Source organism: Streptomyces sp. NPDC091279, from assembly GCF_044757465.1.
In the GTDB taxonomy this organism is placed as follows: domain Bacteria; phylum Actinomycetota; class Actinomycetes; order Streptomycetales; family Streptomycetaceae; genus Streptomyces.
On the sequence record NZ_JBIVVA010000006.1, the window covers coordinates 343,854 to 362,381 of the forward strand.

The 18,528-nt window shown below is 71.4% G+C and carries 19 protein-coding genes; 7 read left to right on the forward strand and 12 right to left on the reverse strand.

Annotated features, from left to right (window positions below; all coding sequences use genetic code 11):
• Nucleotides 1-228 precede the first annotated feature (228 nt).
• Nucleotides 229-996, reverse strand: coding sequence for a G1 family glutamic endopeptidase (locus ACIQOU_RS17830; RefSeq protein WP_401537656.1), 768 nt, complete (start codon nucleotides 994-996; stop codon nucleotides 229-231).
• A 579-nt stretch (nucleotides 997-1,575) separates the two neighbouring features.
• Entirely contained in the window at nucleotides 1,576-2,427 is an 852-nt protein-coding gene (locus ACIQOU_RS17835) for a hypothetical protein (protein ID WP_401537657.1), read from the reverse strand.
• Between the two features lie 249 nt (nucleotides 2,428-2,676).
• Here ACIQOU_RS17835 and ACIQOU_RS17840 point away from each other — a divergent pair, with 249 nt between their 5' ends.
• From ACIQOU_RS17840 to ACIQOU_RS17855, 4 genes are all read left to right on the forward strand, one after another.
• Complete coding sequence (locus ACIQOU_RS17840) at nucleotides 2,677-3,171, forward strand: YbaK/EbsC family protein (RefSeq protein ID WP_401537658.1); 495 nt, start codon at nucleotides 2,677-2,679, stop codon at nucleotides 3,169-3,171.
• On the forward strand, nucleotides 3,168-4,013 hold the full coding sequence (locus ACIQOU_RS17845) for an EamA family transporter (protein WP_401537659.1): 846 nt from the start codon (nucleotides 3,168-3,170) through the stop codon (nucleotides 4,011-4,013). Before ACIQOU_RS17840 ends, ACIQOU_RS17845 begins: the two co-directional genes overlap by 4 nt.
• Before the next feature lie 360 nt (nucleotides 4,014-4,373).
• Nucleotides 4,374-4,649, forward strand: coding sequence for a hypothetical protein (locus tag ACIQOU_RS17850; protein WP_401537660.1), 276 nt, complete (start codon nucleotides 4,374-4,376; stop codon nucleotides 4,647-4,649).
• Nucleotides 4,650-4,952: 303 nt separating this feature from the next.
• Complete coding sequence (locus ACIQOU_RS17855; RefSeq protein WP_401537661.1) at nucleotides 4,953-5,351, forward strand: peptidase inhibitor family I36 protein; 399 nt, start codon at nucleotides 4,953-4,955, stop codon at nucleotides 5,349-5,351.
• A gap of 39 nt (nucleotides 5,352-5,390) precedes the next feature.
• On the opposite strand, the gene ACIQOU_RS17860 is transcribed toward ACIQOU_RS17855, so the two are convergent.
• From ACIQOU_RS17860 to ACIQOU_RS17890, 7 genes are all read right to left on the reverse strand, one after another.
• Nucleotides 5,391-6,389 (reverse strand): hypothetical protein, encoded by a 999-nt coding sequence (locus tag ACIQOU_RS17860; RefSeq protein WP_401537662.1) that lies wholly within the window; start codon nucleotides 6,387-6,389, stop codon nucleotides 5,391-5,393.
• Nucleotides 6,390-6,474: 85 nt separating this feature from the next.
• On the reverse strand, nucleotides 6,475-6,690 hold the full coding sequence (locus tag ACIQOU_RS17865; RefSeq protein WP_401537663.1) for a hypothetical protein: 216 nt from the start codon (nucleotides 6,688-6,690) through the stop codon (nucleotides 6,475-6,477).
• Nucleotides 6,674-6,934 carry a DUF6400 family protein gene (locus ACIQOU_RS17870; RefSeq protein ID WP_401537664.1) on the reverse strand — a complete coding sequence of 87 codons (261 nt, stop codon included), beginning with the start codon at nucleotides 6,932-6,934 and terminating at the stop codon, nucleotides 6,674-6,676. Before ACIQOU_RS17870 ends, ACIQOU_RS17865 begins: the two co-directional genes overlap by 17 nt.
• 202 nt (nucleotides 6,935-7,136) lie before the next feature.
• Nucleotides 7,137-8,306 (reverse strand): serine hydrolase domain-containing protein, encoded by a 1,170-nt coding sequence (locus tag ACIQOU_RS17875; RefSeq protein ID WP_401537665.1) that lies wholly within the window; start codon nucleotides 8,304-8,306, stop codon nucleotides 7,137-7,139.
• 81 nt (nucleotides 8,307-8,387) lie between these two features.
• The gene (locus tag ACIQOU_RS17880; protein ID WP_401537666.1) at nucleotides 8,388-8,834 is read right to left on the reverse strand and encodes an organic hydroperoxide resistance protein; all 447 of its coding nucleotides are present in this window, start codon (nucleotides 8,832-8,834) and stop codon (nucleotides 8,388-8,390) included.
• A 238-nt stretch (nucleotides 8,835-9,072) separates the two neighbouring features.
• Nucleotides 9,073-10,065, reverse strand: coding sequence for a GNAT family N-acetyltransferase (locus ACIQOU_RS17885; protein ID WP_401537667.1), 993 nt, complete (start codon nucleotides 10,063-10,065; stop codon nucleotides 9,073-9,075).
• A 254-nt stretch (nucleotides 10,066-10,319) separates the two neighbouring features.
• Complete coding sequence (locus ACIQOU_RS17890; RefSeq protein WP_401537668.1) at nucleotides 10,320-10,802, reverse strand: MarR family winged helix-turn-helix transcriptional regulator; 483 nt, start codon at nucleotides 10,800-10,802, stop codon at nucleotides 10,320-10,322.
• A gap of 188 nt (nucleotides 10,803-10,990) precedes the next feature.
• On the opposite strand from ACIQOU_RS17890, the gene ACIQOU_RS17895 reads away from it, so the two are divergent.
• Nucleotides 10,991-11,338 (forward strand): SsgA family sporulation/cell division regulator, encoded by a 348-nt coding sequence (locus tag ACIQOU_RS17895; RefSeq protein WP_401537669.1) that lies wholly within the window; start codon nucleotides 10,991-10,993, stop codon nucleotides 11,336-11,338.
• 27 nt (nucleotides 11,339-11,365) lie between these two features.
• On the opposite strand, the gene ACIQOU_RS17900 is transcribed toward ACIQOU_RS17895, so the two are convergent.
• The 3 genes from ACIQOU_RS17900 to ACIQOU_RS17910 form a co-directional block, all read right to left on the reverse strand.
• The gene (locus ACIQOU_RS17900) at nucleotides 11,366-13,036 is read right to left on the reverse strand and encodes a penicillin-binding transpeptidase domain-containing protein (protein WP_401537670.1); all 1,671 of its coding nucleotides are present in this window, start codon (nucleotides 13,034-13,036) and stop codon (nucleotides 11,366-11,368) included.
• Nucleotides 13,037-13,143: 107 nt separating this feature from the next.
• Nucleotides 13,144-14,760, reverse strand: coding sequence for a penicillin-binding transpeptidase domain-containing protein (locus ACIQOU_RS17905; protein ID WP_401537671.1), 1,617 nt, complete (start codon nucleotides 14,758-14,760; stop codon nucleotides 13,144-13,146).
• 245 nt (nucleotides 14,761-15,005) lie between these two features.
• Nucleotides 15,006-16,751 carry a dolichyl-phosphate-mannose--protein mannosyltransferase gene (locus ACIQOU_RS17910; protein ID WP_401537672.1) on the reverse strand — a complete coding sequence of 582 codons (1,746 nt, stop codon included), beginning with the start codon at nucleotides 16,749-16,751 and terminating at the stop codon, nucleotides 15,006-15,008.
• 86 nt (nucleotides 16,752-16,837) lie between these two features.
• On the opposite strand from ACIQOU_RS17910, the gene rsmI reads away from it, so the two are divergent.
• The gene (rsmI, locus tag ACIQOU_RS17915) at nucleotides 16,838-17,710 is read left to right on the forward strand and encodes a 16S rRNA (cytidine(1402)-2'-O)-methyltransferase (protein ID WP_401537673.1); all 873 of its coding nucleotides are present in this window, start codon (nucleotides 16,838-16,840) and stop codon (nucleotides 17,708-17,710) included.
• Nucleotides 17,711-17,950: 240 nt separating this feature from the next.
• Nucleotides 17,951-18,361 carry a hypothetical protein gene (locus ACIQOU_RS17920; protein ID WP_401537674.1) on the forward strand — a complete coding sequence of 137 codons (411 nt, stop codon included), beginning with the start codon at nucleotides 17,951-17,953 and terminating at the stop codon, nucleotides 18,359-18,361.
• Nucleotides 18,362-18,528 lie beyond the last annotated feature (167 nt).

Sequence of the window (18,528 nt, forward strand, 5' to 3'; positions counted from 1 at the left end):
CCCTTGTGCCGGGGGCCTGTTGACCCTTGGCCCTGCGGACCCGCCCAAGTCCCCTTGGGAGTTGCGCCGGTCGCCGTTGGCCGACGTGCGACGACACCGCCCCGGCGTCCGTGACCTCATATCCCCGGTGTCCGTGGCGTCACGTACCCGGCGTCGGGGCGGGGTGGCTTCCGGGGGCGGGGGTGCCGATCAACTCCCCTGTTGTGCAAGGGTGTTCAGTCGTTCGGCCTACTCGTGGACGAAGGTGATGTCGAAGTCCGTGCCGTTCTCCTTCAGGGGCTCGGTGCGGGCCTGGCGGATGCCGTTGGCTCCCGCGTCCACCGCCAGCGGACCGTAGGTGGAGATCGCCTTGCCGTTGACGTACACGTCGGTGAAGCCGACCGAGTCGAACTGCGGGTAGCTGCCGGTGCCGGACTCGATGACCGCCTCGGCGCTGGCGTTCTTCGCGGCGAGGGTCTGCACGGTCACGAACTCCCAGCCCCTGCTGAGGTTGCCGACGAGCAGCCGGTACTGGTTGTCGCCCTCGTACGAGGTCCACGACAGCATGTGGTCACCGGCCTGGATCGGCCACTTCGCGGTGTCCTGGAACTGCACGTGGTCGGGGAACATCTCCCACCACAGCCGGTGCACCGGCGTGCCGGTCGCGCACTGCACGGCCACGCCCTGCTGCTCGACCGTCTCGCCGTCCCAGCCGTCGAGGCCGACCCAGCGGGCGAAGGCGTCGTCGGTGGAGTTGCACGTCACCTCGGGTTCGGTCCATTCGGCGGAGACGGAGTCGAAGTCGCCCTCCTTGCCGGAGACGACGTAACCGCCCCACAGGCTGATGGGGTTGTCGGCCAGGACGGACGCGGCGGGGACCGTGTTGGCGGTGGCCGGCGCGGCCGTCGCCACGCCGGGCGCGGCGGCCAGGGCGAAGGCCAGCGTCGTGACGGTGATGACGCGGGACGGGAGGGCCGCCCGAACCGTGCGGAGGAACGACAGTCGTGACGTGCTCATGACACTCCTAGGAGAGAAGGTCGCCCGTGGGCGGGCGGGGTGCTGCGGGCGGATTTTCGATCAACTCGGCTGCGCTGTCGGGTCGTTGTGACCCCTTGGTGATCAACAGCCCGTGGTCACCGTAACGAAGAGATCTGCGCGCATGATCCAGATCCGCCGGGAATCCGCCAGGGGGCGAATATGGGGGAAGCGGGATGTTTCTGCGGCCCGTGCGTGGCGCCGGAACCCGCGCCGGTCCGGTCGGCGCGCGGGGCGTGCGGGATCGCATTGTCGCCACGCTCCGTCGAGCGATTCACTACACCGCGTAGGCGACGACCGGACAAGTGAACAGGGCGCGTTCTGCGCTTAGTTGGGCAAGCCGGGCGGGGAGAGGGTGACGACCGGACAGGCGGGCCTGCTCCCCTGCCGACCCGCGCTCCCCGGCCGACCGGCGCCTTCCGGCATCTCGATCGGGCGGCCGGGGTGAAGCCGTCGGGGCTGAACGGGCCGTTGGACGGGGGCACCGGCCGCGCGCTGGTCCGGCGCGGCCCGGCGCCGCCGATCTGGCCGAAGAACCGGCCCTCGCCGCCCGTCGACGCCTCAGCCGGACGCGCGCCCGGCGCCGACCCCGTACCCGTACATCTCCCGGTCGAAGGTGACGATGTACAGGTCCGCGCCGTCCAGGACCAGATCCTCGGCATGGCCGCCGGGAACGTCCGCGAGCTTGGTCGGCTTCCCGGAGGACAGGTCCAGCTCCCACAGCGTCGTCTGGTCGAGCACGAACAGCGTTCCGGCGCCGGACGGTTGAACGGCGGCCAGGCGCGTGCTGCTCGCCTTCCAGGGAACGGCGGAGACGGTGTGCCCCGTCAGATCGACCCGCCAGATCTCCGCGAGGTCCTTGACCGCGTAGGCGGCGGAACCGTCGACCCTGAGCCCGTCGTACCAGTTCTTGGCGGCGCCGATCGCGGGGAACGTGTCGTCGAGCATCCCCTCACCGGTCAGCGTCAGTTTGTAGAGCCTGCCGGTGGTCCGCTCCATGGTGAACAGGGCGTCCCGCGTCGCACTCAGAGCCACCGAATACGGTTGCCTCACCGGGCAGTTGACCTTCGTCACCGATTTCGAGGCGAACGTCGCCCGCACCATGCCGTCCTCCGTGAGCAGCCCGGAGAAGGCGTTCCCGCGCCCGTCCAAAGCGAGTTGGTACGCCCCGTCGAGCTTGTCCCCGGCGTCGAGGACGATCGTCGGATCGGGCTCGCCCGTGAGGCTCACGGCGACGACATAGGTGTCCTCGGGCGAGGCACCGGCGAGCAACTGGGCCGACGAGTCCGCGAAGCCCTCGGGGCCCTCGACCGACAGCACGTACGCCGTCTTCGTCGCGGGATCGACGTCCACCTTCATGCACCGCTTGGGCATGCTGCACACATGCCTCAAAGCGCCCTGGAACGTGCTCACTTCAACCTCCTGCTGACCGGAACTGTGGGATGCGCCGCTTCGGCGCCGGATCACCCGGCAGTCAACCCGGGTGCGGCCGGGCGCGGCAGGACAGGCGCGGCGGGTTCACCCGGTTACGCGAGAAGTGATGTTTCTGCGCTCCCGCCCAGGGGTGGAACGGCGGTCCCGGGGCGTCCGGCGCCCCGGATCGCGCCGTCCGCCCGTCAACCCGGTCGCGGGCCGCCCGGGGGCGCGGCTAGCGTGCGGGGCATGACGAACGACACCGCCGCGCACCCCCGTTTCGCCGAGGCCCTCCGGGCGCAGGGCCTCGATGACCTGCTCACCCATGTCCGGCGGTTCCCGGAGGCGACCCGGACCGCGGCCGAGGCCGCCGCTGCCGTCGGGTGCGAGCTGAGCCAGATCTGCAAGTCGCTGATCTTCGCGGCCGACGGGGTGCCCGTGCTGGTACTGATGGACGGCGCCTCGCGGGTCGATGTCGACCTGGTGCGGGCCGAGTTGGGCGCCGCGAAGGTGACGCGGGCCAAGGCGGACGTCGTGCGGGAGGCGACCGGGTACGCCATCGGCGGAGTTCCGCCCTTCGGGCACGTCACGCGGACGCGGGTGCTTGCCGACCGTTCCCTGTTGGCGCACGACGTGGTGTGGGCGGCGGCCGGAACGCCGTTCAGCGTCTTCCCGATCGCCCCGGAGGACCTCGTCGTGCGGGCCGGCGCCATCCTCGTGGACGTGCGCGAGGGCACCTCGTGACGCCGTTGGTCGCCGCCGCCGTTCTGCTCGCCGCCGTCACCCACGCCAGCTGGAACGCCATCGCCCACCAAATCACCGACAAACTCGTCGGGTTCACGCTGATATCCGGTGGCGGGGTGCTGATCGGGCTCGCGCTGGTGCCGTTCACGGCGTTCCCGGCGGCCGGGGCGTGGCCGTACCTGGTGGTGTCCGGCGTCATCCATGTCGCCTACTACCTGCTGCTCATGCGGTCGTTCAAGCTCGGCGACTTCGGGCAGGCCTATCCGATCGCCCGGGGTACGGCACCTCTGATCGTGACGGTGCTGGCGGCGGCGTTCGCCCATGAGGTGCCCAACGGCTGGGCTGCGGCGGGGATTTGCCTCTCCTGCACCGGGCTTGCGGGGGTCGCGCTGTGGGGGATGCGGGGGCGGCGGCCCAACTGGGCGGCGATCATTGCCGCGTTGGCGACGGGGGTCACTATCGCCGCGTACACCGTTGTCGATGGGCTCGGGGTTCGGGCGTCCGGTACCGCGCTCGGGTACATCGGGTGGCTGATGGTTGTCGAGGGGCTTGCCGTTCCCGTCTATGCATACTCGCGTATGGGAGGTGAACTGCTGTCTGCGGTGCGGCCGTTCGCCGTGCTTGGGTTTGGTGGGGCGGCGTTGTCCGTGCTCGCTTATGGGCTGGTTCTTTGGGCGCAGACCAAGGCTGATCTGGCTCCTGTTTCGGCGTTGCGGGAGTCGTCCATCATCGTTGGTGCGGCTATCGGGGCGATTTTCTTCAAGGAGCGGTTCGGGGCGCCGAGGATTGCTGCGGCGGTGTTGTTGGTGGCGGGGATCGGGTTGATGTTGCGGGCGGGGTAGGCGTGCTGGCCCCTGCCGGGGTGGGGGGTTGGGGGGGCTTTCTGGCTGGCTGCCGTGCGGGTGGTTTTCCCTGAGCCTCGTCAGCCGGCCGAGGGCGTGAAGGGATGCGCAGTTCCCCGCGCCCCTGGGGGGGGATGGGGGTGCGGCTTGAGTTTTGGGTGACGGTCCGTCGTGGCTGGTCGCGCAGTTCCCCGCGCCCCTGGGGGGGGTGGGGGTGGGCTTGGGTTTTGGGTGACGGTCCGTTGTGGTTGGGCGCGCGGTTCCCCGCGCCCCTGGGGGGTGGGGGTGGGCTTGGGTTTTGGGTGCGGGGCCGTTGTGGCTGGTCGCGCAGTTCCCCGCGCCCCTGGGTGGCCTTGGGTTTTGGGTGGCCGTGGACAGTGGCTCCTGCGGCACCCGGCCGTCTGCTCGCTCAGCCACGAGGAGTTGACCGGTCCGGCGTCCGCTCGCGACCAGGCCCTCGCTCGCCTCCTCGGCGCTCTCGGCCACCCCGGCCCGGCGCCCCTCCCGGCCCCGCGTCCGGCCGACGACGACCCGACCGGCGTCGCCCCGGGCAGGGGGCGGGACCTCTTCAGCGACGCCCACGAACAGCTCCTCCACCGGCATCACAGCGACCTGACGTCCTTTCAGTACCGGTAACGGGGCATTTCCCGATCCACCCTTTAGGGGGATGGCTCGACCAGCCGTGGGGCTGCCACGCTGAAGTCGTGCGGCAGTTTCGGAAGCCGAGCATTCAGGTCCCGGAATTCGTGTCCCGGTCATTCCGGTCATTCCGGCCCGCCTGGTCTCCTGGTCCGACCCGAACTGAATTGAGCGGCGTGGTCCCCGGGGAGTCGTCCCCCGCATTCCCGGGGGCCGCGCGCATGTCGGCCTGCGGTGGTCAGCCGCCGGTGCCCGCATATTCCCCCGCATTCCCCCGCGTTCTGCTGAACGGAGCTTTCCGTGAGTCCTCGCCTTGTCCGCCTCGCCCTCGCCGCCACCGCCGCCCTCGGCATGGCCGCGACCGCCGCTCCGGCCACCCATGCCGACACCGGGGACCGTGCGCTTCGGTGCGAGCGGGGGTACTTCTGCCTCTGGGAGGGGCCGCACCAGACCGGGCGGCTGCTCTTCGCCGAGGACGCGCACGTGACGAGCGAAGGGTTCCGCTTCCCCGACCGGGACGACATCGAACCGCCCATCCACCCGCGCTCCGCCCGCAGCCCCCTCCCCGACGACTTCGGCTGCATCGTCCGCCTCAACGACCGCCCCGACTTCGCCGGTGACGAACAGGAGATCGACCACGTCGGCAACGCGGAACTGGACGGTCGCCGGGTTGCCTCGATCACCTCGGACTGCGGCTGAGGCGGGGCGGGCCGATTCGGCACAGGCCGACCGGGGCTGTCAGGCGGGGGTGTCCTCACCGGAGCGGGTGGCCCAGGGCGAGGGCCGGGTCAGCTGCCGGGGGATCTCCAATTCCAGCCGGAGTGCGGGGAGTTCGGCGAGGGACTCGTTCATGCGGGCCACCTCCGGGTCGGTGTCCTGGCCCGCCTGCGCGTAGAAGGCGACGCCCGCATCGAGGTGCCTCTCGTACGCATCGAGGTAGCGCCCGACCGTGTTTCGCCAGGCCGGGAGGCGGAACTCGTCCTGCTCTGGCGACGGAAGCCGCTCGACGAGGTAGGCGGTGTCCCGCAGCAGACGTTCGCGGACCACCGCGACCCGCTCCCACTCCGGGCGGCGGAACAGCGGTGAGGACACCTCCCGGCCGAACTTCGCCGAGCGCACCGCGTTGTAGGAGATTTCCGCGCGCAGCCGCAGGAACCCCAGCGGGCCGTAGGGCTCGTCGTCCTGATGGATCGCGACGCAGAAGCGGTCCACCGCACCGGGGCCCAACACCTGCGACAGGCGTTTCACGCCGTTCGTGCCCGGTCGCCCCGCGTCGACGCGCAGTATCTCCCCCGAGGTCATCCGGTACACGGTCGAGGGCGGGAAGGGCCCACCCGGTGTGAACGTCGTTCCCGCGACCACAGCGGCACCCGCATAGGTCGGCCGGTCATCGGCGGACCTGGGGACGAACCCCTCAACTGCCGGATGGGGAAGGGGAGTCGGCACCCCGGACAACCGCCGCGTGACATCCAGCGTCAACCCGTGCACGTAGGCAACCTGGCCGCCGCTGTTGCGCAGTTTGATGTCCAGTACCGCCGGGATGTGGTCCGCGTCCTCGCGCCAGCCCCACGCCTCGCGCTCCTCGGCGGAGAACTCGGCGAAGTCCTCCCGGGTGAGGAACGCGACGTCGACCACCTCGACCCGAGCCTCCGGCGCGGCCCGCGCCCGCAACAACCCCCAGGCGCCGATCCCGGCGACCAGAATCCCCGAGACCGCCCCGACCACCGCATCCACCATGCCCACACCCTAGGAGCAGCCCCTAGCGGCCCACCGGGTTTCCCGGCGATGCGCACCAGGTCTCGACGCCGACTGCGGCTGAACGTCATTTGTCCGGGCGGGTGTTGAGGGACCAGGTGTGGGTGCAGGTCGGGCACTGGAGGTGGAGGACCGGGCCGTCGTTGGCGAGGAGGTAGCGCCAGTGGACGGCGCAGTTGCGGCGGGCCGCGCAGGTCGGGCAGTGGCGGGCGTCGTCGCAGGCGGGGCAGGGCAGCCAGGCGCGCCGGGAACGGTCCGCGTGCGGGTCAATGGGCAGCCGCACGGCCCGGCTCCTCCCCGGGCAGGACACCCGCCGCCACCAGCATGTCGTAGGTGCGCCGCTGCTCGGCGTCGAGGTTGGAGTAGAGGAGCGCGTACGCCTCGTCCTCGCCGCGCAGGGCGGCCACCGGGTCCCAGTGGGGCCCGAGCGCGGCCACGACCTCGGTCCGGCGCCGGGCCTCGTCGAAGGTCAGGTCGATGCTGAAGGGGGTGAGGGCGTTGTCGTTGTCGTTGTCCTGGTCAGGCATGGTGGCTTCCGATGTGTGGGAATTCAGCCATCTTTACCAGGGGGCCCGGAGCGGGGGAAGGGTGAGCTTGGTCGCCCTGCGGGAGGGGAGAGCGCCTGTTCTGGACGGTGGCCGGTGCGGATCTGCCGTTCGCCTGTGGGGTGTTGTCCCGTCCGTTCGTGCGACCGCTGCGCCCCTCCGGCGCGCCCTGCCGTGACGTACCTCATGGTGCCGTCAGGGTCTCCCGCACCGCCGCCACCAGCGCCTGCGCCCTCGGGTCCGCCGTCACCGTCTTGCGGAAGCCGTTGGTCACATAGGCGAAGGCGATGCCCGTCGACGGGTCGGCGAAGGCCAGCGCGCCCCCTCGGCCGGGGTGGCCGAAAGACGCCGGGGTGAGGAGCGGGGACGCGGGGGAGTGCAGCATGTAGCCGAGGCCGAAACGGGTCCCGGCGATCAGGACGCGGTCGGCGCCCGCACTGCGCTCCGTGCGGGCCGCTTCCATCGTCTCCGGCGTGAACAGCCGTGTCCCGCCGTCCACTTCACCGATCAGGGACGCGTAGAACCGGGCAAGCCCGTCCGCCGTGGCGATGCCGTTGGACGCGGGCAGGGCGGCGGCGCGGTAGCCGGGGTCGTTCTCGTCGGGCGCCGGCGTGATCGCGGCGAAGGCGCGCCGGGTCAACGACTCCGGGTCGGCATACGCCTCGGCGACCGCACGCTTGGGCCGCGTCTTCAGGGCGCCGGGCGCCACCGGGGGCTCCACCGGGCCCACCCGGCCCGCCCGGGCCGACGCGGCGGCGGGCAGCCCCAGCCACACGTCCGCCGCGAGAGGCCCCGCGATGTCCGTCGCGATCAGCTCACCGACCGTGCGGCCACCGGTGACCCGCCGGACCAGTTCGCCGGTCAGCCAGCTGTACGTCTGGGCGTGGTAGCCGTGCGCGGTGCCGGGCTCCCAGGCCGGGGACTGGGCCGCCACCGCCTCGGCACCCAGCGCCGGGTCGGCCGCCTGCGCCGGGGTCAGCGGGGTGTCGAGGGCGGGCACGCCGGCCCGGTGGGCGAGCAGCTGCCAGACCCGCGTCCGCTCCTTGCCCGCCGCCTTGAACTCCGGCCAGTACGCCCCCACCGGCGCGTCCAGGTCCAGTTCGCCGCGCTGGTGCAGCAGCAGGAGAACGGCGGCGGCGACGCCCTTGGTCGCCGAGCGCACGATCTGCGCGGTCCCCCGCTCCCACGGCTCGGCGCCGTCGACGTCCTTGGTGCCCGCCCACAGATCGACCACCCGGTGGCCGTCCCGGTAGACGGCGACGGCCGCGCCCCGGTCCCCGAGCGCCGTGAAGTTCCGCGCGAACGCGTCCCTGACCGGTTCAAAACCTCCGGCCACCACGCCGTTCACGTCCACGCCGCCACGTCCTTCCACCTGCCACCGCACTTACGACTTCGAGGTCAACACTCACCCCCATCCTGCGATTCCCAGGTGTCCCTAGCCCAACAGGATCGTTACGTCGATGTTGCCGCGGGTGGCGTTCGAGTACGGGCACACCGCGTGCGCGGCGTCGACCAGCTGCCCCGCGACGGTCGCGTCCAGCACCGGCAGCGCGACGCTGAGGGCGACGGCGAGGCCGTACCCTTGCTGCCCGTTCGGTCCGATCCCGACCTTCGCGGCCACCGTGGACCCGGTCAGGTCGTACCCCGCCCGGCGCCCGACCAGCACCAGCGCGTTGTGGAAGCAGGAGCTGTACCCGGCGGCGAACAGCTGCTCCGGGTTGGTGCCGTTGCCGTCGCCGCCCAGCTGCGGGGGCATCGCCACTCTCAGCGCGAGTTGCCCGTCCTGGCTGGTGACAAAGCCGTTCCGGCCGCCGTGCGCGGTCGCCTCGGCGACATACGTGATCTTCGTGGGACGGGTGTCGACGGTTGTCTCGTCGGTCATGTCCGGCCTCCCCCGGGAAAGGTGTGCACTAGTTCATCGCGCACAAGGTACTGGCCAGTAGGTAGGGGTGGAGCGGGCAGGGGGGCGGAAGCGGAAGCAGCCGGCGGCAGGTCTCAGCACACCAGGGGGCGGACCGGGCACACCAGTGCTCACGCTGCGCACGTCAGGGGCGTGCCCGAGCACATCAGGGGCGCGCGGCGGCGAACGGGGCGCGCACCCCGACGCCGGGGGCTCACCGTCAGGGAACACCCGCGCCGCTCGCCGCACCCTCGCCGGTGCGCTCCGGCTCGTCCGGCTCGATCGGCTCGATCGGCTCGATCAACGGCTTTCCGTACACCGTCGAGCTGTGGCGTACCCGCATGCCGAGCCGTTCGTACAGCGGCAGCGCCCCCGTGTCCGAGTGCGTCACCAGTGTGCAACTCCCCTTGCCCTGACGGTAGAAGGCCTGGAACGCCGACCGGAGCAGGACCCGGGCGATCCCCCGGTCGCGCTGGTCCCGGCGTACCGCGACCCGCTCCACGTACCCCTCGTCGCCGCCCGGCACGTCCAACGACAGCACCACGCCCACCAGTTGGTCCCCGACGAACGCGCACGGCGACGCCCCCGGCGCGAACGACGCCCGCTCCACGTTGTGTTCGGCCCACTCGGCATAGGGCTTCCGGCGGTGCTGCCACTCGTCGAACGCGTCCTCGGTGAGCAGGTGCGCCGCGTGCGCGTCGCCCGCCCGGAACGGCCGTACCGTCACGCCGGTCGGTGGCTCGGGGACCTCGGGGGCGGCGTCGAGGGCGATCTCCAACAGCCACTCCGTGACCAGCGGGGCGTATCCGGTCGCCCGCAGCAGGGCGCCCGCCGCCGGGTCGGCGTCGGAGACGGTCTGGGCGAGCCGGTCCGCGCCCCCCTGCCGGGCCCGCCCCTCGGCCCACGCCAGCAGGGACGCGCCAAGACCCCGGCCCCGGTGACCGGGGTGCACATCGACCGCCGCACGGTGACCGTGCGCCCATGCCCAGGCCGCCAGCTCCCCGTCAGCGGCGTGCACCAGCACCGCCGTTGCCCCGGATTCCCTTGCCAGGCGGTCCAGTTGGGCCGCGATGCCGTCGAGGGTGGTCGGGCCGCCGCCCGGGGACTGCTGCTCGCAGGTCGCCAGCAGGGCGTGCAGGGCAGCGGCGTCGGCCGCCGTCGGGGGGCGGCCGCGGTAGCCCGGGGGCACGTGGGGCGCGGGTGGCGTACGCATGGGGGAAGACTGCCCCGGCGTTCCCCTCTTCAGTGCGCGAACCGCCGGGCGGGCTTTCGGGCGGGCTCCGGCGTGGCGTCGGCGACCCTGGGCGTGGGCTATGATTGATCTTGAGCCGGTCACCGCAACTGCCGCTGACTGGTTGTGCGTTGGTGGTCCAAGGAAAGACGCCCCGCTTCCTGCGGGGAGATGCAGGTGCAAGGCCTGCCCGGCGCTCCACAGTGAAGCCCGTCCCGCGAGAAGCGGGGCGGGCTTCACGCGTGTGTGCCGCGTTCCGCGTGGCTCGCGCGGGCCCGGGCCGCCCGGTCCGCCAGATCCCGCAGCTCTCCGCGCAGCCGCGCCACCCGGGCCCCGTCCAGACCCGTCGCCTCCTGGAGCGCGCCCGGCACGGCCGCCGCCCGGCCCCGCAGCTCGTCGGCGCGACGCGTGCACGTGACCGTGACCGAGCGCTCGTCGTGGCCGGACCGCTCCCGGCGGACCAGACCCGCGCTCTCCAGCCGTTTCAGCAGCGGCGACACCGTGCCGTAGTCCAGGCGCAGCGCCTCGGCCAGCTCCTTCACCGTGGTCTCGCCGCGCTCCCACAGGACGAGCAGGACGAGGTACTGCGGGTAGGTGAGGCCGAGGTCGTCGAGGAGGGGACGGTAGGCGGCGGTCACGGCACGCTGCGCCGCGTACAGCGCGAAGCACAACTGGTCGTCCAGGAGCGGCGGTTCGATGTCCTCGGGGTGGTGCGTCACCCGCCCATTGTCGGGGAAGGAGTGAGAGTCACCGACGTCGCGTCCCCGGAAGGCGGATTTTTCGTGAAACCCGGGGCGGAAGGGAGAACGTCCGGGGTCAGAGGGCGTGATCCGGGAAATGTGGGACATTGGAGAGAAGCCGGATGCACAGATTCCACACAGGTCACTGAGCGTATAGGGGCTGTCAGATGTCCGTAGTCGAGCAGTACGCACGTGCCCACATCGTCACGGAGGCGGACGAGCCGACCGACGGCGACGCGGTGCCGGTCGTGCTGCGCTACGACCCCGACGCCGACCCCCGCGCGGTGCGGATCGGACTCCCGGGCCCGCACGAGTGGACGTTCTCCCGCTCCCTGCTCGAACAGGGGCTGCGGGCACCGGCCGGCGACGGCGAGGTGCGGGTGTGGCCGTGCGGGCGGGTGCAGGCGGTGGTGGAGTTCCACTCCGCGCACGGGGTCGCCGTCGTCCAGTTCGAGACGAAGACCCTGCTGCGGTTCCTGCGGCGCACGTACACGGCCGCGCCGGTGGCCGGCTGACCGCCCCGCTCTCCCGGGCGGCGGGCCTCAGCCGCCCATCTTGAGGAGCGCGGCCACGATCGGGCCCGCCGTGTCACCGCCGTGGCCGCCCGCCTGCACGACACCGGCCGCCGCGAGATCACCCCGGTAGGCGGTGAACCAGCCGTTCGGCTTCTTCTGGTTGTCGACCTCGGCCGAGCCCGTCTTCGCCCCGTAGTCCGGGCCGAGCCCCGCCATCGCCTCGGCGGCCGTGCCGTATCCGGCCGTGTAGCTCATCAGCTCCCGCACCTGCGACAACGCCGACGAGGACAGCGTCCGCTGCGCCTTCGCCAGCGTGCGGTGGTCGAGGTCGGGGGAGACCAGGTAGGGCTGGTGGAAGGTGCCGTTCTTGATGGTCGCCGACACGGACGCCATGTTCAGGGGGTTCATCCGGACCCCGCCCTGCCCGATCAGCGAGGCCGCCTTCTGGGCCGCCGACTGCACCGGCACCGAGCCGTCGAAGGACGGGACGCCGATCGCCCAGTCGTTCCTGGACAGCCCGAAGACCTGCTGGGCCTGCTGGGTGAGGTCGTCGTCGGAGAGCTTCTTGGCCTGGCTGATGAAGGCGGTGTTGCAGGAGCGGGCGAAGCTGGCCTTGAAGGTGCCGCCCTTGATCTCGAAGTCGTCGTCGTTGTGGAACTTCCACCCGCCGTACGTGAACGTCTTCGGGCACGGGTGCGCCTTGTCCGCGCTGGCGAGACCCTTCTCGATCAGCAGCGACGACGTGATGACCTTCATCGTCGAACCGGGGGCCAGGGAGCCCTGGAAGGCGACGTTGAAGCCCTTCGAGGAGTTCGCGGCGGCGAGGATCTCGCCGGTCGAGGGCCGCACCACCGCCACGGACGCAGAGGAACGGTCGGCGACCTTCTGCTCGGCGGCGGCCTGGAGCGTCGGGCTGAGCGTCGTCTTCACCGAGCCGGGCGTGCCCTTGCTCAGTTCGAGCAGCGTCTTGTCCGACAGCTTCGACTTCGCCGACGCCTTGCCGCGCACCACCCGCAGCTCCACACCGGCCGCGCCGCCCGCCGTCTTGCCGTACTTCTCCCGCAGCCCGTCCAACACCGGCCCCAGGGAAGGGTACTTGGCGGTCGTCAGCTCGCCGCCCTCCCGGTCGAACGCCTTCACCGGCGGGGTCCCGGACGCGCCGGTGACCAGGGTGTCGCCGTCCTTGAGATCGGGGTGGACGACCGAGGAGTGCCAGGAGACGACCGGTTCACCGTCGTCGGCCCGGCGTACGACGGTCAGTGAACTGTCGTACGCCAGCGGCTTCTTGACGCCCTTGTAGTCGACCGTGCCCTTGACCGAGAACGGCACCTTGCCGCCGCTGCGGGTGCCCGCGGTGAGGGTGACGGCGGTGATGTGGGCGTCCTTGGTGAAGCCGGTGAGCAGGGTCCTGGCCGCCTCGGTGTCGTCGGTGGCGTCGGCGGCCGCGGTCACCTTGCCGGACTGCCAGGCGGTGAGGAACTCACCTGCGGTGGAGGTGACTTCGGTCGCCGACAGCGGCCCGGTCTTCACCGGCTTCTGGTCGGACAGCGTCGTCGCCGAACCGCCGTCGTCGGTCTCCGAGCCGCCCAGCAGCGCGTAGGCGCCGAAGCCGCCGCCGACGACGACCGCCGCGATCGCTCCGCCGACCACAGCGGGTCCGGCCTTGCGCCGCTCGGCGACGCGTCCTCTCTTGCCCACAGCTTCCGAATCCTCCGCGCAATCCCCAAGGGCCCCGTCACATCGCGTTGCCCTTCGCGGACACAACGACGTCCCCCAGCCTAGAGTCCCTTCGCGCGCAAGGGACTTCAGCCACCCGCTCGTAGCACAGCTGCGACAATCGGACCGGCCGCGTCGACGCCATGGCCGCCGTCCTGGGTCATCGCGGCGGCCGAGACGTCGTCGCGGTACCCGGTGAACCAGCTGTTGGACTTGGTCTGGCCGTCGACCTCGGCGGAGCCGGTCTTCGCGCCGATGCTGCCGCCGAGCCCGGACATCACCTGGGCGGCGGTGCCGCTGGTCGCCGTGCGGTTCATCATCGAGCGCAGCTGCTGGACGGTGCCTGCCGACAGGCCCTTGGCGGTGGCGAGTTCACGGTCGTCGAGCTTCGCGGAGACCAGCACCGGCTGCCGGAAGGTGCCGGTCATCGCGGTCGCCGTCACCGACGCCATGTTCAGCGGGTTCATCTGGACCTGGCCCTGGCCGATCAGGTTGGCCGCGGTGTCCGGGCCGCCGGACGCGGGGACCGAGCCGTCGAAGGACGGGATGCCGGTCTTCCAGTTGTCCCGGCCGAGCCCGAAGCGGTCCTCGGCCTCCTTGGTGAGCGAGTCCACCTGCACATCGTCGGCGAACTTCACGAACGCCGTGTTGCAGGAGCGCGCGAAGCTCTCCGCGAGGGTCGCGTCCTGGTCCGGCTCCATGCCCTCCAGATTGTGGAACGTCTGGCTCTGCCACACCGCTTCCGCCGGGCAGGTCGCCGGTCCGTTCATCGTGGTCAGACCGTTGTCGATGAACGTCGCCGCGCTGATGATCTTCATCGTGGAGCCCGGCGCGAGCTGGCCGAGGAAGGCCGCGTTGAAGCCGTCCTCGCGATGGTTGGCGACCGCGAGGATCTCGCCGCTGCTGGGCTGGACGGCGACCACGGACGACTCCGTGTACTTCTTCACCGACGCCTCGGCCGCCGCCTGCACCGGCGCGCTCAGCGTCGTGCGCAGCTTGCCCGCCTTGCCCTTGGTCAGCGTGACGAGTGTGGTGTCCGCCGAACTCGCCTCCGCGTGATGCACGGACAGCTCGATGCCGGGTGAACCGCCCGCCGTGTCACCGTACTTGGCGCGCAGCTCGTCCAGGATCGGGCCCAGCGAGGGGTACTTGTCCTTCGTCAGGACGGTGCCGTCGCGGTCGACGGCGTCGATCGGCGGGTTCGCGGCCTTGCCGGTGAACAGGGTGTCGCCCTTGGCCAGCTTCGGATGGATGACCGACGGCTGCCACTCGACCAGCGCCCGCCCGGTGGTCTCCCCGCGCACGATCGTCAACTCGCTCTTGTAGGCGAGCGGTTGGGACGCGCCCTCGTAGGACACCGTCGCCTTCACTGAGAACGGCACGGTCGCCCCGGTCGCGGTGCCCGGCGTGATCTTCACGTCCTTGATGTGGGCGACGGTGGCGTAGGAGGTGAGCAGCGGCTCGGCGCCGGCCTGGTCGGTGGTGAGCGTGGCCGCCTCGGCGCCGTCGCCCTTCTCCCACGCCGCGAAGAACCTGGCCGACGCCTCCTTGACCTCGGTGCCGCTCGGCGGCCCGGTCCTGACCGTCTCGGTGCCGTCCGAGCCGTTGCTCAGCGCGGAGACGACGTTGTAGGCGCCGTATCCGGCGCCGCCCACCATCACCGCGCACACGCTGCTGATCGCCGCGATCTTTATCCCCCGGCCCATCAGGCCTCCCCTTTCGCCCCCGTCGGCTGTCCTGCGGGCCAGCAGTTCTGAACGTGTTCAGAAAGTGTCCGCAGGTGCACAGTACGCGCTGTGCGGTGCCTGTGGGGACGGTGTTTCCCGATCGTTAAAGCGACCGGCGGAGGCGGACGGTGCGGAGTTGGGCGATTTCCAAGAGCGTCAAGAGAGTCAAGAGCGTCGGGAGCACGAAGAACGTTCAGCGGGCCCGGCCGTCCCCACGGGTCCGGCTACACCCATGTGTCCAGCCACATGCGGGAGCGCCAGTCGTCGATCGGGATCGCCGTACCTGTGTAGAGGGGCCAGAAGTAGATGAAGTTCCACGCGATCAGCAGAACGAGCACACCCGCGCCGGTCGCACCGGCCACCCGGCGGGTGTCGCTCGCGCCGGGCGGGCCGATGAGCGCGCCCAGCAGCATCGCCACCGCCAGACAGAGGAACGGCAGGAAGACCACGGCGTAGAAGAAGAAGATCGTCCGCTCCTGGTAGAGGAACCAGGGCAGATACCCGGCCGCGACCCCGCACGCGATGGCGCCCGCCCGCCAGTCCCGGCGCAGCAGCCAGCGCCACAGCACGTACAGCACCGCGAAGCCGGCGACCCACCACAGCAGCGGCGTGCCGATGGCGAGGACCTCGCGGGCGCACTTCTCACCGGCGTCGGCCGGGCAGCCGTCGGCGCCGGGGGCGGGGGACTCGTAGAAGTAGGAGACGGGGCGGCCGTCGACGATCCAGCTCCACGGGTTGGACATGTAGGTGTGCGGCTGGGAGAGCCCGACGTGGAACTTGTACACCTCGTGCTCGTAGTGCCACAGGCTGCGCAGCCAGTCGGGCAGCAGCCAGGTCCAGCTGCCGCCCTTGCCGTCGGTCGCGGCCCAGTTGCGGAAGTAGCCGCCGGTGCCGTCGGCCGGGGAGAGAATCCAGCCCGTCCAGGAGACCAGGTAGGTGACGACCGCGACCGGCACGGTGGCCAGGAAGCCGAGGCCCAGGTCGTGCCTGAGCACCGCCAGATACGGGCGCCCGGCCCCGGCGACCCGGCGTGCGGAGACGTCCCACAGGACGGCCAGCAGGCAGAACGCCGCCAGGAAGTACAGGGCGTTCCACTTCGTGCCGAGCGCGAGCCCGAGCAGCAGCCCCGCCGACCAGCGCCACGGCCGCCAGCCGAACCGGGTGTCCTGCGCGACCCGCACATCGGCGTGGGCCCGCCCGTCGGCGTCGACCGGCAGCGCGGCGGCGAGGCGTTCGCGGGCCCGGTCGCGGTCGACGACCAGACAGCCGAACGCGGCCAGCACGAAGAACATCAGCACCCCGTCGAGCAGCGCGGTGCGGCTCATCACGAAGTGCAGCCCGTCGACGGTCATCAGCGCACCGGCCAGACAGCCCAGGAACGTGGACCGGAACAGCCGGCGCCCGATCCGGCACAGCAGCAGCACCGACAACGTGCCGAGCACCGCCGTCATGAACCGCCAGCCGAACGGATCGAACCCGAACAGCAGCTCCCCGAGCCCGATCACGTACTTGCCGACCGGCGGATGCACCACGTACGCGGCGTCCGTGGGGATCGTCACATGGGCGCCGGAGAGGATCAGATCGTTGGCGTTCTTGTCCCAGTTGACCTCGAAACCGCGGTGGACGAGGGCCCACGCGTCCTTCGCGTAGTACGTCTCGTCGAATATCACCGCCTTCGGGCTGCCCAGGTTCCAGAACCGCATCAGGCCCGCGACCAACGTCACCAGGAGGGGCCCGATCCAGCCGGACCAGCGCGTGATCCGCTCCGCCAGCAGGGGCGGCACCCCGATCGCCTGCCAGAGCCGCGGGTTCGGCGCCACATACGGCGGCACCAGACGTTCCCGCACGTCAGCCTCGGTTTTCCGGGCCGGATAGCCGAAACGGCGCAGCCGCTGCTGCCAGGAGGACGGCGGCTGTTCGTGCGAGGTCTGGCCCTGCCGGGTGTCCGTGGAGGACGCGGTACTGGTCACCGCGCCATCGTAGGGAACGGCGCTGTGTGAGTCCCGTGCATGGGCGGATGCGTCCGGCGCGGAGTGCGGCTGGGAGGATGGACGGCGTGACTGGAACCCTCGTCCTCGCAGGCACCCCCATCGGCGACACCGCCGACGCCCCGCCCCGGCTCGCCCAGGAACTCGCGGGCGCCGACGTCGTCGCCGCCGAGGACACCCGGCGGCTGCGCCGCCTCACCCAGGCCCTCGGCGTCACGCCCCGGGGCCGGATCGTCTCCTACTTCGAGGGCAACGAGGCCGCCCGCACCCCCGAGCTGGTCGAGGAACTCGTCGGCGGCGCCCGGGTGTTGCTCGTCACCGACGCCGGGATGCCCTCCGTCTCCGACCCCGGGTACCGGCTGGTCGCGGCCGCCGTCGAGCAGGACATCAAGGTCACCGCCGTGCCCGGCCCGTCCGCCGTGCTCACCGCGCTCGCGCTGTCCGGGCTGCCCGTCGACCGGTTCTGCTTCGAGGGCTTCCTGCCCCGCAAGGGCGGCGAACGCCTCACCCGGCTGCGCGAGGTCGCCGGGGAGCGCCGCACCCTCGTCTACTTCGAGGCCCCGCACCGGCTCGACGACACCCTCGCCGCGATGGCCGAGGTCTTCGGCGCCGACCGGCGGGCCGCCGTCTGCCGCGAGCTGACCAAGACCTACGAGGAGGTCAAGCGGGGCGGGCTCGGCGCGCTGGCCGCGTGGGCCGCCGACGGGGTGCGCGGCGAGATCACCGTCGTCGTCGAGGGCGCCCCCGACAAGGGGGCCGAGGAACTCGACGCGGCCGAGCTGGTGCGCCGGGTGCGGGTGCGGGAGGAAGCGGGGGAGCGGCGCAAAGAGGCCATCGCCGCGGTCGCCGCGGACGCGGGACTGCCCAAGCGGGAGGTGTTCGACGCCGTTGTGGCTGCGAAGAACGCGGGTCCTGACGCGGGGGCGCGCGGCGCGGTGTGAGGGGGGTCATAACCCCTCTGAGCAGGGCGCATCTCCTCTGAGCGCGCGCCCCACCGGCGGGCAAAACGGTGTGCCCGAAGGCAAAGTCAAGACCGGGCCGTGAGCTTATTTGGTAAGGAAACGCCAAATCGCCCTCAACACTCGACAGGGTCTGATGCTTTCCGCTCACCAGAGGCGTCCACTGGGGTGTGGGAGACGTACCCGTCCCCCAGATCAACCAGCGGACCTGAAGGAGCTGGTATGAGCGAGATCGCAGGGCGCATGGGCCTCCGTGACGGGGCGAGCGCGGTCGTGAACGAGTCGTACTCCTTCGCCTGCATGCGGTGCGGGCATGGCTGGGAGCAGTCGTACGAGATAGAGCACCACCGGGATGGTGAGGGGCACGAGTTCGTGCTGTACGTCGCCGACGGGGTGGTCGTTCCCTCGCCGCTGAGCCGGCCCACTTGTCACAACTGTGAGGGGCACGTCGTTCGGATTATGCGGCCTGGGCAGGTGTCTTCCGCGCGGGATGCTGTGCCGCATGGTGAGCGGCGGGTTGATGCGGGGGCGGCTGCGGTTGTCGACGTGCCTGTGCAGGCGGCTGCTGGTGAGCAGCGGCACTGGCATCTGTCGGATCTGCTGCACCCGTTCCATCACCGGAAGGCGAGTTAGCTCTGCGGCGGTGGGGGCGGGTGGGGTTGTGCCGGGGCAGGTAGTCGCTCGGCTGCGGCGCCGTCGTGGCTGGTCGCGCCCGCGCGGCGGAGCCGCATATTGATACAGCCCCGCGCCCCTTAAAAACGGGCCCGCCGTTGTTGGGTGCGGGCCCGGTGGGGGCTTGT

Excerpts from the sequence above, each read along its gene's own strand:
- ACIQOU_RS17860 (WP_401537662.1), bottom strand. The coding sequence starts at position 6,389 with ATGGTGGATGCGGTGGTCGGGGCGGTCTCGGGGATTCTGGTCGCCGGG.
- ACIQOU_RS17830 (WP_401537656.1), bottom strand. The coding sequence starts at position 996 with ATGAGCACGTCACGACTGTCGTTCCTCCGCACGGTTCGGGCGGCCCTC.
- ACIQOU_RS17870 (WP_401537664.1), bottom strand. The coding sequence starts at position 6,934 with ATGCCTGACCAGGACAACGACAACGACAACGCCCTCACCCCCTTCAGC.
- ACIQOU_RS17840 (WP_401537658.1), top strand. The coding sequence starts at position 2,677 with ATGACGAACGACACCGCCGCGCACCCCCGTTTCGCCGAGGCCCTCCGG.
- ACIQOU_RS17880 (WP_401537666.1), bottom strand. The coding sequence starts at position 8,834 with ATGACCGACGAGACAACCGTCGACACCCGTCCCACGAAGATCACGTAT.
- ACIQOU_RS17920 (WP_401537674.1), top strand. The coding sequence starts at position 17,951 with ATGAGCGAGATCGCAGGGCGCATGGGCCTCCGTGACGGGGCGAGCGCG.
- ACIQOU_RS17895 (WP_401537669.1), top strand. The coding sequence starts at position 10,991 with ATGTCCGTAGTCGAGCAGTACGCACGTGCCCACATCGTCACGGAGGCG.
- ACIQOU_RS17885 (WP_401537667.1), bottom strand. The coding sequence starts at position 10,065 with ATGCGTACGCCACCCGCGCCCCACGTGCCCCCGGGCTACCGCGGCCGC.
- ACIQOU_RS17905 (WP_401537671.1), bottom strand. The coding sequence starts at position 14,760 with ATGGGCCGGGGGATAAAGATCGCGGCGATCAGCAGCGTGTGCGCGGTG.